This window comes from Shinella sp. HY16, from assembly GCF_028534175.1.
Classification (GTDB): Bacteria; Pseudomonadota; Alphaproteobacteria; order Rhizobiales; family Rhizobiaceae; genus Shinella.
Genome location: NZ_JAHYXL010000001.1, coordinates 141,725 through 154,991, shown reverse-complemented (window position 1 = coordinate 154,991; position 13,267 = coordinate 141,725). Strand labels below are relative to the sequence as shown.

Here is a 13,267-nt window from a genome sequence, read left to right as displayed (position 1 = left end):
CCTCAGTTAGAGAACTTTTTTGGCGACGTATTGCGTCTTGTACGAGCCATCGGACTGCTTCACCTTCGTCTCGCTGATCACCGAGCCGGACGTCGTTCCATAGGAGTTCGTGAGCGCCTTCTTGGCCGCGGCAACGGACGTGTAGGTGCCGACTGTCACCTGTTTCGAGCTGCTGCTTTTGGTGCTCGTGACGACACCCTGTGTCTGGTATGAGGAGGCCGATAGGTCACCGTTCGAGCCCGGCACCTCCATCAAGACCTCGTAGTCGTGAGCCGGGGTGATCCAGTCTGTATCCCAACGACGGACCAGCGGATCCGTCGGGTTCAGGAGCTGGAGGTTTTTCAGTTCGGTCGTGCTGGCAAAGCCCAGAGCATCATTGGCGATTGTGTGACCTGAGGCCGACGATGGGTCGGTTTCGTCATCATCGGCAAAGCTGTCCGACCCGTAGGCGGAATAGCTGTCCGGCAGGTTCGCTGCTTCCTTGACGCGCGCAAGATCCACCAACGCTTCGATGAGATCGTTGCGGCTCGCCTTGCTGTCAGTGGTCGTGGCCAGCACTGACATCTGAGTAATGAGCGCGCCAATCTGCGGTTCTGCACGCTTGCGGAAATTGTCGAGGTCGGTGAGCTTCTCGCCGTGCTTCTTAAGCGACGGGAGCTTGGTCGATGCCTCCATGACGTAGGACTCGATGCCGGCCGTCCCCAGAAGCACGCTGGCAACAAGGATGCTGCCGGGCGGAAGCGTTGGTAGCTGCGGGTCAATATTGACCGTACCGACGACGCGGCTGACAGCACCCTGGCGCAGCCTACGCATCGCGACGGCCTGCGGCTCCACTTCGTCGTTATCGGCATCGACGAGAAAATCACGTTCCTCGATCTTGTCGTCGATGTCATCGAGACCGCCTGCGACGATCGCAATGTAGCGCTTGTACTGAACGGGAAGCTGCTCATAGAGGTTGAACGGCACGGGGCCGGCAACTGCGTAAACGCGACCCTGCGTGACGAAAGCGCCGGACGCGACAGCAATGCTTGTCGCGCTGGTGGCCGTGACTTCGAGGCCCGAATAGCGCGCCTCATCGGTGACCGCCTCCTTGACGATACGGTCGATCGACGTCCGCGCGATCTCCTGCACCGAGTTGAGATCAGCAGGCGTGATTTCCTGCCGATCGCGAAAGACGACTTGCTGTTCCATTTTAGACCTCTACGAGTTGTCCGGCGGCAATTGACCCCGCAAGGTGCTCGACACCAGCGCGCGCAACGTCCGTGGTTTTGGTGGTAATCAAGATCTTGTCCGACAAGCGCTTGTGCGAACGGATGGCAGCTTTCACCAGGGCGAGCTCGGTCTTCGGTCGCTCCAACACGAAACCGGCCACGAACCTGCCGAAGGCGAACCGGTGGCGCTTGTAGCGAATTTTTACCTTGATCTCGGCATGGTGCGCCGGCATTCCGAGACGGGCCTTACCCAAGAAGGTGAAAGCGCCCTTCTTATTGAGCGCCCTCTTCGGATCAAACAGGTACGTCCGGCGGTAAACGCGTTCTTTCGCGCGCGACGACTGAAGGAACCCGGCGAACCACTTGGCGCCGGGAAACATCCTGCCGGCCGTTGCCGTCCGGCGAATGCCGCGTTGGCGCACCATCTGTGCGACGACGTCGATCGGCACCATGGATGGCAAAACCAGTCTGCGAGCAAGCTGCTCCTGACCGGGCACTTCAAGCGTGTCTCGTGTGTGAACCGAAAAAATTCGTTTCGCCGCGGTGGATTCCAATGCGAAAATCTTGCGATGGCCGAGTGGCCCGAAATGGTTCAGCCGACGTTTACCGCGCTGACGAAGGTCGACGCGCTCCTCCGTCTCCGCAACTTCAGTCGTGTGCCGGCGCTCCAGTACGGTAAGCTCCGTCTCTGCGCCATGGTCCCAGATGAAGGCGCGCGGTAGCGCCCGAAAAAACGCCTCGGTCGGCAGCGGGAAACGACGCTCGACGAACGAATGTTTCGTCCCCGGAAACAAGCCTTTCGATCTGCCACGGTCGCGGCGGGGATAAATTCGCAGCTGCGGATACCGTGCCAGAAACGCTTCGCGCTGCTCGCGCGTCGTGTTCGGCGAAAGAAATGTCTTAGAAGGCGGCGCGACGACACTGACCAGTTCACCGCCGGCCAGCGAGATCGCAAGACGAAGGCCCTCCTCTGTGCCTTTCAGCCGGTGCATACGTACTGCCGCGTCAATAGCGCGGCGTTTCTGGACTTCGTTCCAGCTATCGCTCCAGAGGTCGACAGACCATTCATGCGCCAGATACGGCAACAGATGGGCAGGACACGCCCACGGGTCTTTCGCCCGCCGAATGACGTCGATATCCATCTGTTCCCATCGCTCTGCGGAGCCCTGCTCAAGGACGCGCTCAAACGGTTCGGTGGAGCCGGCTGGAAGCAGTGTAGGAGCCATGGGAACTAGCCTTCGTGTTCAAGGACTTGGACGTTGATGGACAGACAGACGGCGAGGTCGCCGTTCCCTATGACCAGATCGGCGACTGGCGACAGAAGCTGCACGCGATCAACCGGGCCAACCGTCGCTGCGGCGATTATCGCCGAACGGGGAATGTCTCTGGCCGGCATGCGACGGGCCGCCACCATGGCGCCGACGCTCGCTTCGATCGCAGCTTTCACCGCCAACTGGTCCGGGCCGGGCCGCACGTAGGCTATCAACTCGATGGAATACGGCACGGTGTAGACCGATCGGACCGTCACCATATCCGTGAGCGGCTTTATGTCGGGGCGCGCCAGATAGGCTCGAACCGCCTCAACCACTTCGGAAGGCGCAATCCCGCCGCCCTGTCGAGCCTGCAACGCCACGCTGACTTTGCCGGGTCCAGGAGACCAGATATCGGCATTGATGACGCGCGTGTCGGCTGTCAGGGCATGGTATGCATACGCGCCAATCGGACCCGCTGCGGCCCATGCCTCCGGCGCCAGGAGCGTCCGCCGGCGGAATTCTGCATCGCCCTCGATCACGGCCGGCGCAGAATCCGTTGCCGCCGTGATGATGCGTCGAACAACGCCGAAGCGGGCCGCCATATGATCAAGATCCGCGCCGCGTGCGAAAGCCGGCATGACGGCCTTCACCGCGTCGTTGATTTCGCCATAAGCAAGAAGTTCCTGGTAGGCATCATCTTCGGCGTGAATGATAGCCGGATCGCTGGCCAGCGAGGCAACGTCAAATTCGATACCGATGGCTTGAAACAACTCGACGAGGCGCGTCTTGCGCTGCTTCATCAGGACTTCGTAGTCGATACCCTTGATGGCAAGCGGTGCTGGGAACCTTGAAAAGTCCAGTGTTTCTGCGGTCAGGCGAGTCATCGACTACCCCTCAAAGACAATCCGCGCCGTGGCGTCTTCGGAGACCGTGTAGTCGCCGTGGTGGCCGCGCGGATAATAAGTGCCGTAAATGTTGAGGGCGATGACACCCGTGGCTTCGGCGCGCGTGACTGCGCCACCCTTCATGCGAAAACGCGGCTCCCATCGCGCAATTGCGGTCGCCGCAGCCGAATACAGTGCGAGAACGTTGCGCTGCGCCATCTTGGCGTCGATCATGTCGGGCAGGTCAGAGCCGAAATCACGCCGCATGACGCGAGAGCCAATCGGCGTGCGCAGGATCTTGCTGATGGATTGCTCAACATGCGGCCAGCCCGTGAGAACGGCGCCTGTTGCCGCGCTCACGCCTGTTGAATCGGCCATCGTTACTCCTCCAGCCTAGACTGCATAGACGCGCGTTGCGCTTCCTTCGGCTGCATCGCCGTCGCTGTCGAGATCGCCCTTGCGGTGCAAGAGTTTTCCGCCTTCGCCGCCGAGGTGAACTTCGCCGTCGAGAACGATTTTGCTTGCGGTGATGACGACACTTTCGCCGCCCGCCTGGATGACTGTCCCGCCGATTTTGATGTGCAGCGGAACATTTCCGGCATTCTCGCGGGCGTACTGGTCCGAATAGGTCGACATCTCGATCACGGCGTCCGTGAGGTCTCCGCTTTCGGAAACCAGATCCACTTGCTCACCGACCGAAAACACGACGTCGATTTTCGCGCCGCCGGCCGCGAGCGTTCGAGGCTTGCTCCAACGAGACAGGAAGGGCTTTCCGTTCGGCTTGGCGACCTCGACACGATAACGCCCCTGATCGTCCGGCCCTTCGACAATCCTGCCCGTCCGCCGCCGATTGCGGCCACGCCGCCTGATTTCGGCGAGCTGATGATAGATATCCGCGATCTGCTCGGGCGGGGTTTTCGGTATCATGACTGACCTGTGGCTATCGACGTCTCGCCGACGGCAACGCCGGAGATCGACGTATCCTCGGCCGTTCCCGACATGGGAGAGAGATGCAGCGCATCAGTCTCAGCGTGCGTCAGGCCGAAGCGTCTAAGCGCAACCTCCATATCCGTCGCATCCCCCGAGAGCTGCGCTCGCATGAGCGCGATTTGAGCGGCGACAGCATCATCGGCGAGCGTTTCCGCCTTTGCGAAGAAGCGCATAAGAGCGTGTTCCGGCTTCAACTCAGCACCACGGACCGGCTCTGCGATCATCTGTCCACGAACGAGAAGCTGATGCGCCGCAAGCCGAGCGCCCTTGCTGTCTCCGGAAGCCCTGATCCGGCCAAGACTTTTGAAGTCGAGGAACAGGCTACGGAAGATGTCCGCCCATCCGCCTTCAGAAGGATCAAGCAGTGCGTCAAGAATCTGGCGCATGACGAGATCAAGGTAGAATTCGAAGGCGGTGTCCGTCGCCGGAATACCCTCGAAAAGAACCGCCTCGTCCGTTTCGGGGTCAACAACGGCAAACGCCGCTGCAACGCCAGCCTCAAAAAGGAAGCTGGTATGTCCATTGTCGCTAAGGCTGCGTATGCCCGTCCTCGTCTGCTCACCCATCTCGGAGACGTCAGAGTAAACCGAGATAAATTTCTTGCTGACCGCGTTGTCTGCGCCAAGCATAACCTGCCCATCGGCATCGACATCAAGGGCGGCGATCTGGCTATCGAGCACATTGTCCTCGACCAGCGTCTTTCCTCTAAGGGCATAAACCGCTGCTATGCGTCCTGCGATACGAACCAGTGACATATAATTACCTCGCCGCCTCTGTGAGGCTGACAACGATGAGGTGGCTGTACCGGTCGGAGATCGAAGCGACTTCCCACCGTGGCTGGCCGTCGCGGCCCAGGGCACGGACGCTATCCCCCGGCTCGAAAGCCGGGCCGCTATATTCGGAACGGTTCAGGAAAAGCTCGGCCTGTCCTGCCGCCAGCCTGGTCCGGAACGACTGCCCGTCCGTCATGGAAAGCGGAAAGCTGTCATCGCCCCCGGTGTGCAGGACCGCACGAACGACGATCTGCCCGCGGTCGGGATCGGCGCGGCCTCCCTTCATGAAAGAAAGGCGAACCTGTTCGCCGAAGGCGCGCGTCATGGCTTTATCGACACGCGCCTCAAGCGCCCGCCAATCCATCAGATCGAGAGCCGGACCAAGCCCGTCGCGGACGGGTTGGCAGCCGCTTTCGCGGCGTGCCCGATCAGCGCATTGGATCCGGACCCGTCGGCGGTCGTGCATTTCGAGCCGTCCCAGTAGATTTTCGCGCCAACCGTCCAGGCCTGCGCGTTCGTCTTGGGAAGAATCCACACGCCCTTGGTGTTGATTTCGACATCCTCTCCGCTCTTGGCGGTGAACGCAGCAACACCGAAAAGCGCGCCGACGAGGACACCGTCACCAGAGGTGACATCTGCGGGAGCCGGAACCGTGAGCGTATCGCCCGGCTGTACGAAATTCTTGGCCATGCAGGCCTCCTGTTTTTTAAAGGGGTTCCGAGGAGTGGCCCCGCTGCGGGGGACCTAGCGGCGCGGTTACGCGCCGGGGTTCTTGTAGCCGAAGCGGTAGTCGGTCGCGCCGCAGCCGAAGTCGTGCTCGACGGACATGGCGAAGCCCTGCTGTCCAAAGGGCTCGTCCATGCGAACGCGGGGAGCCTCGTACCCTTCCAGATAGCCCCAGCGGTAGTTCGAACCCGCCGAGCCGTCACCGAGGACGTACCAGGCATTGCCGGAGAGCTGCGAGGTTTCGAGCGGTTCCAGGCGGCCCGAGAAGATATTGACGTTCGCCACGGTTGCCGGCGTGATGGAGGCAAGCAACTTTTCCGCCTCGGTCAGCTTGTCCGGGCCGACGAGGAGGATCTTGGCGGGATTGGCAAGAAGCGGGTTGCCGCCGGTGCTCTTCTGCTTCGACATGGCGGCGCGAGCCTTGCCGACATTGTCGACGTCGATCACCGTACCAGCGCCGGCGAGATTTCCGTGGTCGGCATGGAAAACGTCCTTGCCGTCGGCAAGCTTCGCGTTGAACGCACCTGCGTAGAAGGTGACCTCTTCGAACAGGGCGACGGAAGTGCCGTAGCTGGAAAGCAGTTCGGAGATCGCGCCGAGGTCGTCATTGATCAGCATCTGACGCGTGACGCGAAGCGCGATCGCATAACTGAAGGCGCGCACCTGCTCTTTGCCTTCGTTGAAGCTTCCGTATTTGATCTCGCCGCTTTCCAGCACCTTCTCCAGCAACGGGAAATCGCCGAGCTTCACGGTCGTGTCGGGGCGGAAGTCACGGAAGTTGCGTTTGCGGGCAAAGCGACGGAACGTCGGCTGCGCCAGCGCGTAACGCTGTTCAAGTGTCCGGTTGATCGCGCCCTCGAAGATGACAGGGAAGTCGGACGTGGTGTGCGAGGCGCGCGTGAAGATTTCGTCGATCTGGCGCGCATTGAGCATGCGGCCACCTCGATACTCGATGGAGTCGGCGGCGAGATCAACAAGGCCGCGTCCCATGAACTGGCGGGCAGCAGCGCTCGGACCCGCCTGCGGAACCGGCGAGCCCAGCCCATAAGACAGCGCCTCAACCATTGCGGAGCGGCGCGTGTCCGTTTCGTCGCGGCCGACAGCGGCACGAACATTGCTGTCGGTCGGCGTGGTACGTTCAGCGCTGACAAGGCGCTCGATCAGCGCCGCCCGGAAGGCCTCCACCGTGCTGCCGGAACGGACATGCTCGTCGCCGAAATCGGCGAGGTTGGAGCGCCGTGCAAGATCTGTGATCGTGTGCGCGCGGGTGCGCTCGGCAATCGTCGCCAGATCGGATGCGGACCGCTGCGCGTTTTCGCCGGTCTGCGAGGCGGCTTCGGCTGCGGTGATTTCGCCCCGCACCTGGGTAATGTTCGCCAGAAGCGTTTCGTGCTCGGTCTCGATCGAACGCACCGCCTCCGGCGTGAGACCTTCGACGATTTCGGAGCGCTTGCGGACGGCCTGGTCTTCAAGATCGGTCAGCTTGACGCGGAGAGCCGCGAGCACGGGAGAGGAAAGAACGAGGTAGTCGGAGAGATGCCGGCCAGAGCCGACGACCATGTCAGCAGCATAGGCCGTGTCCGACATGGCGGAGACGAGGAAGAGACCGAGACACATAATTGCGGCGACGGTCGCGATGGAGAATGCAGCCTTTTTCATTGGCCAGTTCCTTTGATAAGCCGGGATAACGCGCCGTCGCCCCGCGTCCCGGCGGAACGCAGGCGGCTATTTGGAAGGTGAGAGGCTGTCAGCCGAGAAGGCGAGCCGCGAGAGACATTCGGCGGCGAGCCGCTTCAATGGCCGAGCATGAGCCCCTGAAGTCGAGGGGGAAGCTGGCGAGATCCGCCGAACGAACCTGCGCGGCCGGGTCTGCCGGGACAGTGACAAAGCTGATTTCCATGGGCGTCCAGCGCTCGACAATACGGCGCTCGACATCCCCTTTCTTCTCAGCCTCGATCACACGCGCCTGATCGATAGAATAACCGACCGAGACATTGCGAACGATGCCGTCCTTCACCAGGCCGAACATGCGATCGGCCGCCGGATCGATACCGGCCGAGGGGAACCGGATGGTGGCTTTTCCCTCCTTGCCGTCGATCCAGGCGCGCTCGATCACGCCGACCTGTGAATGAGACGACCACATGGAATGGCTGTCGAGAGCAGGTGCGCCGGCATTCAAGCGCGACAGGTCGACCGCCTTTGTACTCACCTCAAGGACTTCGTCGAAGGGGACAGAGGCGTCCCAACCGACCCACCGGCGGCGACGAACCGCCGCGCCCGTCGTGAACACGACGTCAACGGTTCGCGTTTCGGAGTCGATCGTCGACGGTGATACAGGAGCAAGCCGCGTCTGCATCGGCAACGCGGCCGGCGCTGCGCTATCAATCAGTGTCATCTTCGGTCTTCTCCGGTTTGCGGTCGACGGCTTTCTGCTGGGTCTGGCCCGCGCGCGATAGATAACGCGGATCCGAGTCCAGAACGATCTTGTCCTTGTCGAGCTTGGCGTTGAATTCTGCGATCTCCCGAACCACGTCGTCCGGATTCTCGCCGCCCTCAGCGATGGCGGACGGAAGGGAGCGGAAGCCGGCGCGAACTTCGGCAATCTTGGCTTCGACATCACGGCCCGGATCGGCGGAATAGAAGCGTGGCGGCGACCACTCGGCCGGATGGTCCATATGGTCGATCAGGCCTGCAAGGTATGCCGCCTCAAGAAACCACTGCCAGATAGGCTCGCAGAGCATCGGAATGATCACTTGCCATTGTAAGGCGGAGATCATTCGTTTGAAGCCTTCCAGGCCGACCTTGCTCGACGAGTAATTGACCTTGTCGAGCCGGCCGGAGAGCAGAGCGTGAGGCATGCGCCAGCCAGCGGCAATCGTGTGTAAGCTCGAATTCTTGTAATTGTCGTAGTCGCCTGTCGCGGCCGGCTGGCTGAACTCGATGTCCTTGCCGCCGACGGCATTGTAAAACATGCCGGGCTCGAACTTTTCGACCCGTTCGCCGCGCACATTGTAGATACCCGCTGCCGGCGCATTCCCGTTGCTGTCCTGTTGCAGGCCGATCGGGTCAGCGATATCGCCGCCCGTCATGACCCCAACCATGCAGGATTCGAGACGCTTGCGCGTCATTTCTGCCAGCTCGTATTGCGCAAGGTCGTAGAGTGTCGAAATCGACGGCGCGCCCCACGGTACGCCGCGCACCTGCGTTCTCTGCTTCTCGAAGACGTGCGCGATATCCTCGGCCGGGACCGGTCTGGAAAGCAGCGAAGTCTGCGGGTCGAAGAAGCTGTTGCCGGGATGCGCGCCGAACATCCAGTAGGCGCGACGCCGGCGGAGCGCGTCGAATTCGATCCCTTGAATGGCCACTCCGCCGCCAGCCAGCACACCTTCCTTCGTACTGTCGATAAGGTCAGTTTCCAGCACCTGCAACTGGAGAGGCACCGGCAGGCCGTCCGACAGACGACGACGGCGACGACGAACAAGGCCATCGCCGCTCTCGAACATTTCACGTCCGACAAGAGACTGGATGCCGTAAAAATCTAGATTTCCATCCGCATCACACATCTTCGACCATGAAGCGAAGAGCGCGTTGACCTTCTTGTCTTTTGTCCGCGGAACGATCCCGTCGCCAATGGCATGCGTCACCAGTACGGAGAGCGCATTGGCCGCATGCGGGTTGTTGCGCACCAGGTCGCGCATGCGGTCCCGCAGCACGCGGCTGTCCTTCGCGATTTCCGCATCGGCCGAGGTGGACTTTACCTTCCAGGACGATTTCAGCCGGCCGCGATCCGCGCCTTCGTAGGCGCGAACCATCACGCCCATGGCGGCACGATATTGCTCGCGGCGATAGCCGGCGGAAGGGCTGAAGTAGCCGATCGCCCGATCAAGGATGTTCGCCATCAAAAGCCCGCCAGGATGATACGCGAGCCGCCGGACTTCTGTGCCTCAAGGGCGGCAAGCGCCTCCCGCATATCTTTCAGGCTGTGGTACTCGATCTCGCGCCGGGTTCCTCCGGAATGAAACACGATCTTGCGTTCGCCGGAACCAATGGCGGTGCGGAGAGCGGCGATCTGGTCGTCGAGTGTCATCGGTGGCTCCTACAGCCATGTGGATTCGGCGATCTTGGGTTGCTGCTGCATCGGCTCCTCTGCTTCGAGCGCACCGATCCTGCGATCCCAGTCGATGTTGAGCGTCTTATGCGCGGCCATCGCGTAGACGACGCAATCGAGCGCCTCGTGTCTGCGACCCGACACCGGAACGAATTCGCGGATCGGAGCACCCTTGCGATATCGAACAACCTGCCGTTCGCCGGCGAGCTGCTCGAACCAATCGAGCCCGAGGTCATCAGAGAAACGGAAATGCTGGCGGGTCCGCAGACGAGCAAACAGGGCCGTCTTGATGCCGTCGACGCCGACAATCCAGATCGTGCCGCCTCGCTTCTGTTGCTGGCTACCTAGGATCCAGGGGCGGGAGCCGCCCATGCCCTTGATTGCCATCACCCGTCGACGCGCTCGCGGAAAACAGAATTCGTAGACCCGGTCCATCGTCGCTCCATCGCCGGAGTCGACGCAGGCCGCGTCAATGCCAATTCGCCCGCCGAGCGGATGACGCCACCGCGTCCGCAGGAGATCGTCCAGTTCGGACCATGTCGCATCGTCGTCCCATGCGCCCCAGATGATAATATGGGCAAGCACGCATGCAACGCCGGTCCGGGTCCAACCGATCACTGTTGCCTCTAGACGCCCATGCTGGACGTCGACGCCCAACGTGATGGCGAGCACCTCAGCCGGTATGGCTTCCAGTCCGAACCTCTCGACAGTTCCGGAAAGTTCGACCTCGTCGAGATCCTCTCCGCCATCGCCGGTCCCTTCACCAAGAACGGTGTTGATGAAAACCTTCAGCGTCTCCGGATCGTCCTTGGCCGAGATGAACTCCGCCGCCAACAACCCCCAACGAGCATTCTCCAGTGGCGAGATCAGCGAGCTTAGGCGAAACCCGGCATGTCCACGGACATGAGGCGCTGTCGCACGCCACTGGCCAGCCTCGACCATTCCGCCCTTGAAGCGCTCGTCGATCTCGTTTTCGCAGGCCGGGCAACACCAGTATGCCTTGTGCGGCTCCCCCTCTGGCCAGCGGATGTCTTTCCAGACGATCTCGCTGAAGACCCCGCATTTCGGGCAGGGAACCTCGAAGATCCGTTTATCCGACAGTCCGTACTGGCGTATAGTGTAGCTGGTGGCGAGATCCGTCGGCGTGGAGCCGATCAGGATCTTGCGATCCGGGAACGACATCGTGCGCCGCTCGACGATGACGGGCGCAAGGCCCTCCTTCGTCGGCTCCATCCCGTCGACTTCGTCGAGGATCAGGATGCGGGCAGTATGAGCGCGCAGGTTACGGGGCGCGCGGGCAGCAACGACGCGAAGGGAGCCGCCGGCAAAGCGGCGATAGACCATCGTGTTTCGTCCGCCCTCTTCCTGCGCGCCCGACAGGGCCTTGGAAAGCGCAGGGCTCGCCGAGAAGGTCGGCTCGATCTCATCGACGACGAAGCGGCGGCAATCGTCGTCGGTCGGCAGAACCGCGAGAACCTTCGCCGGATCGTTCACCACATGGTTTGCAATCGCGCCTACGAGCAGGGTGGTATAGCCGACACGGGCGGATTTCAGGACCGTGACACGCGTATAGGCCGGATCGCTTATGGCGTCGGCCATGCCACGCTGAAACGGATAAAGCCTGATCGGACCGGGAAGAGCGACGTCCTCCGGCAACCGAATTTCACGTTCCATCCACTCCGACAGGTTCAGCTTCGCTGGCGGCATCAGCGCCCGCATGGCCGAGGATCGTATCGCCCGTATCATTGGCAAGCTCGCTCAGGGCGTCGCGCAATTCCCGGTCTATGACCTGACCGTCATGCGGCGTGAGGTGAGGAAGGCGGCCCCTGATCCTGCTCGGGCAGGCGAGGACGCGGCTGCGAACGGTGCGAAGGATGTCCGACCATTCGCGCTCGACGAGCTGCGCGGAAAGAAGTTCGCGTCGCAGCTCTGCATTTTTCATCGCCGTGCTATCGGCCTGTTCTTTGGCAAGTCGCCCTCGTTCCGAGGCAAGCGTCTGGTTGGCGTCGCCGCCACGTCCGGCTGCCATTCCGCGCAGATGTTCGCAATAGGCGCGAAGTGATTCCAAAAGTGCATACTGATTCCGTCCCTTGCGAACGATCAGGCCGCGCGTCGCGAACTCCGTAACGGACCTCTTGTCGACGCCGAGGCAGTCGGCAAGTTCCGCCGCACCAACGACAATGTCGCCGATGGCCTTCCCTCCATTGTCATCTTTCGCCTTGCGCGGCTCGTAAGCCTCTGGTGTTTCTGCCTTTTTCTTGATCAGCTTGACGACGCTGCTCGGGCTGACGCCGAAATGTCGTGCTGCCTCCCGCATCGTTCGCCCCGCCTCGACATAGGCAATGATGGCGGTGCGCATCTCGGTAGAGTGCCCGCGACCCATACGAAGCTCCTTGATTCCCAGCGAAGAAACGGAATCCCCTTAGGGAATTTTGCAGCGAGTGGATCGCCGGGCCTTCCTGCCCGCAGGGGTGCTATTTGGCCGGAAGGACCCAAATGGGGGGGGGTATGCTGCATCTGCGAAGTCTGAGAGGTGCGCGTCTTAGCGCAGGCAGCAATGCGCTTCAGGAGACGATGCCCTTCGTCATGACGCGGATCTCGTGCTCGATGCGAGGCTGGAGACGGCGGGCACCGCGTCGCCACGCCTCGGCTGTCGCGCCCTGAACCATTTCGGTTGGGATGAACATGCCGGATTTTTCCTTGGTGAACTTCGTGCCGCTGCGCTTTGCGCCCTTGGACCTGAGACCGTCGTAGCTGTAGCCGTCGCTGTTCGACCGCTTGAAGACCTGCCCGCTCCAATTCGGCTTGACGACCCGCTTCGGCCACCAGCCCGCCTTCATGAACGTTGACGGATAGAGCCGCCGCGAATTCCAAGGCGCAGCGCTTACGCCCTTGCGCGTCTCGCGCGGCTTGAAATACTTGAGGCTGATGTTCCCGCCCTGACCGCTGATAATGTAGTCCAGAGACGCAGGCGTAGACCGGCTGACCTTCCGCCGTACTGCCTTCATGCCGGTGCGCTTGGGAAGTCCTGTCTGATCCGACAGGGCTCGGCCAGCTTCGTTGCCAACAGTCTGGCCCGTGCGGTTTATGGCCCTGCTGAACGCAACGCGGGCTTTGCCCTGCGATCCGAGAATGCGCGCAGCTTCCTCCATTAGGGAAAGGCCACTGCCAACGACCGTGATCTGAACAACCATCGCAACCGCCATCGAACGGAGATGTTACCTATAGGCAGCAAAAAGGCGACCTTTCGGCCGCCTCATCATCTGGACATAGCTTTCGCACTGGCCCTGACTCGATGCCTCGTCTGTGAGGCTGGCAGGGT

The 13,267-nt window shown here is 61.6% G+C and carries 15 protein-coding genes; all 15 read right to left on the bottom strand.

Annotated features, from left to right (window positions below; all coding sequences use genetic code 11):
- Positions 1-6: 6 nt before the first annotated feature.
- The 15 genes from K0P03_RS00805 to K0P03_RS00735 all read right to left on the bottom strand — a co-directional run bounded on the left by K0P03_RS00805 (position 7) and on the right by K0P03_RS00735 (position 13,151).
- Positions 7-1,191 carry a hypothetical protein gene (locus tag K0P03_RS00805; RefSeq protein WP_272788651.1) on the bottom strand — a complete coding sequence of 395 codons (1,185 nt, stop codon included), beginning with the start codon at positions 1,189-1,191 and terminating at the stop codon, positions 7-9.
- Position 1,192: 1 nt separating this feature from the next.
- Positions 1,193-2,437 carry a phage tail protein I gene (locus K0P03_RS00800; protein WP_272788650.1) on the bottom strand — a complete coding sequence of 415 codons (1,245 nt, stop codon included), beginning with the start codon at positions 2,435-2,437 and terminating at the stop codon, positions 1,193-1,195.
- A 5-nt stretch (positions 2,438-2,442) separates the two neighbouring features.
- The gene (locus K0P03_RS00795; RefSeq protein WP_272788649.1) at positions 2,443-3,348 is read right to left on the bottom strand and encodes a baseplate assembly protein; all 906 of its coding nucleotides are present in this window, start codon (positions 3,346-3,348) and stop codon (positions 2,443-2,445) included.
- 3 nt (positions 3,349-3,351) lie between these two features.
- On the bottom strand, positions 3,352-3,726 hold the full coding sequence (locus K0P03_RS00790) for a GPW/gp25 family protein (protein WP_272788648.1): 375 nt from the start codon (positions 3,724-3,726) through the stop codon (positions 3,352-3,354).
- Positions 3,727-3,741: 15 nt separating this feature from the next.
- Positions 3,742-4,275, bottom strand: a complete 534-nt coding sequence (locus tag K0P03_RS00785; protein WP_272788647.1) for a phage baseplate assembly protein V — start codon at positions 4,273-4,275, stop codon at positions 3,742-3,744.
- Positions 4,272-5,093, bottom strand: coding sequence for a hypothetical protein (locus K0P03_RS00780; protein ID WP_272788646.1), 822 nt, complete (start codon positions 5,091-5,093; stop codon positions 4,272-4,274). The genes K0P03_RS00785 and K0P03_RS00780 overlap by 4 nt, the downstream gene beginning before the upstream one ends.
- A 4-nt stretch (positions 5,094-5,097) precedes the next feature.
- On the bottom strand, positions 5,098-5,436 hold the full coding sequence (locus K0P03_RS00775; RefSeq protein WP_272788645.1) for a hypothetical protein: 339 nt from the start codon (positions 5,434-5,436) through the stop codon (positions 5,098-5,100).
- A 38-nt stretch (positions 5,437-5,474) separates the two neighbouring features.
- Entirely contained in the window at positions 5,475-5,801 is a 327-nt protein-coding gene (locus K0P03_RS00770; RefSeq protein ID WP_272788644.1) for a DUF2190 family protein, read from the bottom strand.
- 66 nt (positions 5,802-5,867) lie between these two features.
- The gene (locus K0P03_RS00765) at positions 5,868-7,496 is read right to left on the bottom strand and encodes a phage major capsid protein (RefSeq protein ID WP_272788643.1); all 1,629 of its coding nucleotides are present in this window, start codon (positions 7,494-7,496) and stop codon (positions 5,868-5,870) included.
- An 88-nt stretch (positions 7,497-7,584) separates the two neighbouring features.
- Positions 7,585-8,232, bottom strand: coding sequence for an HK97 family phage prohead protease (locus K0P03_RS00760; protein WP_272788642.1), 648 nt, complete (start codon positions 8,230-8,232; stop codon positions 7,585-7,587).
- Positions 8,219-9,658: a phage portal protein gene (locus tag K0P03_RS00755; RefSeq protein WP_272788641.1), complete on the bottom strand. Its 1,440-nt coding sequence runs from the start codon at positions 9,656-9,658 to the stop codon at positions 8,219-8,221. The genes K0P03_RS00760 and K0P03_RS00755 overlap by 14 nt, the downstream gene beginning before the upstream one ends.
- A gap of 77 nt (positions 9,659-9,735) precedes the next feature.
- Positions 9,736-9,924 carry a phage head-tail joining protein gene (locus tag K0P03_RS00750; RefSeq protein WP_272788640.1) on the bottom strand — a complete coding sequence of 63 codons (189 nt, stop codon included), beginning with the start codon at positions 9,922-9,924 and terminating at the stop codon, positions 9,736-9,738.
- A gap of 9 nt (positions 9,925-9,933) precedes the next feature.
- Complete coding sequence (locus tag K0P03_RS00745; protein ID WP_272788639.1) at positions 9,934-11,664, bottom strand: phage terminase large subunit family protein; 1,731 nt, start codon at positions 11,662-11,664, stop codon at positions 9,934-9,936.
- Entirely contained in the window at positions 11,609-12,328 is a 720-nt protein-coding gene (locus K0P03_RS00740; protein WP_272788638.1) for a helix-turn-helix domain-containing protein, read from the bottom strand. The genes K0P03_RS00745 and K0P03_RS00740 overlap by 56 nt, the downstream gene beginning before the upstream one ends.
- Before the next feature lie 181 nt (positions 12,329-12,509).
- Positions 12,510-13,151 carry a hypothetical protein gene (locus K0P03_RS00735; RefSeq protein ID WP_272788637.1) on the bottom strand — a complete coding sequence of 214 codons (642 nt, stop codon included), beginning with the start codon at positions 13,149-13,151 and terminating at the stop codon, positions 12,510-12,512.
- Positions 13,152-13,267: the final 116 nt, after the last annotated feature.

Excerpts from the sequence above, each read along its gene's own strand:
- K0P03_RS00785 (WP_272788647.1), bottom strand. The coding sequence starts at position 4,275 with ATGATACCGAAAACCCCGCCCGAGCAGATCGCGGATATCTATCATCAG.
- K0P03_RS00775 (WP_272788645.1), bottom strand. The coding sequence starts at position 5,436 with ATGACGCGCGCCTTCGGCGAACAGGTTCGCCTTTCTTTCATGAAGGGA.
- K0P03_RS00805 (WP_272788651.1), bottom strand. The coding sequence starts at position 1,191 with ATGGAACAGCAAGTCGTCTTTCGCGATCGGCAGGAAATCACGCCTGCT.
- K0P03_RS00755 (WP_272788641.1), bottom strand. The coding sequence starts at position 9,658 with ATGGGCGTGATGGTTCGCGCCTACGAAGGCGCGGATCGCGGCCGGCTG.
- K0P03_RS00760 (WP_272788642.1), bottom strand. The coding sequence starts at position 8,232 with ATGACACTGATTGATAGCGCAGCGCCGGCCGCGTTGCCGATGCAGACG.
- K0P03_RS00795 (WP_272788649.1), bottom strand. The coding sequence starts at position 3,348 with ATGACTCGCCTGACCGCAGAAACACTGGACTTTTCAAGGTTCCCAGCA.
- K0P03_RS00790 (WP_272788648.1), bottom strand. The coding sequence starts at position 3,726 with ATGGCCGATTCAACAGGCGTGAGCGCGGCAACAGGCGCCGTTCTCACG.
- K0P03_RS00800 (WP_272788650.1), bottom strand. The coding sequence starts at position 2,437 with ATGGCTCCTACACTGCTTCCAGCCGGCTCCACCGAACCGTTTGAGCGC.
- K0P03_RS00735 (WP_272788637.1), bottom strand. The coding sequence starts at position 13,151 with ATGGCGGTTGCGATGGTTGTTCAGATCACGGTCGTTGGCAGTGGCCTT.
- K0P03_RS00745 (WP_272788639.1), bottom strand. The coding sequence starts at position 11,664 with ATGCGGGCGCTGATGCCGCCAGCGAAGCTGAACCTGTCGGAGTGGATG.
- K0P03_RS00765 (WP_272788643.1), bottom strand. The coding sequence starts at position 7,496 with ATGAAAAAGGCTGCATTCTCCATCGCGACCGTCGCCGCAATTATGTGT.
- K0P03_RS00740 (WP_272788638.1), bottom strand. The coding sequence starts at position 12,328 with ATGGGTCGCGGGCACTCTACCGAGATGCGCACCGCCATCATTGCCTAT.
- K0P03_RS00750 (WP_272788640.1), bottom strand. The coding sequence starts at position 9,924 with ATGACACTCGACGACCAGATCGCCGCTCTCCGCACCGCCATTGGTTCC.
- K0P03_RS00770 (WP_272788644.1), bottom strand. The coding sequence starts at position 5,801 with ATGGCCAAGAATTTCGTACAGCCGGGCGATACGCTCACGGTTCCGGCT.
- K0P03_RS00780 (WP_272788646.1), bottom strand. The coding sequence starts at position 5,093 with ATGTCACTGGTTCGTATCGCAGGACGCATAGCAGCGGTTTATGCCCTT.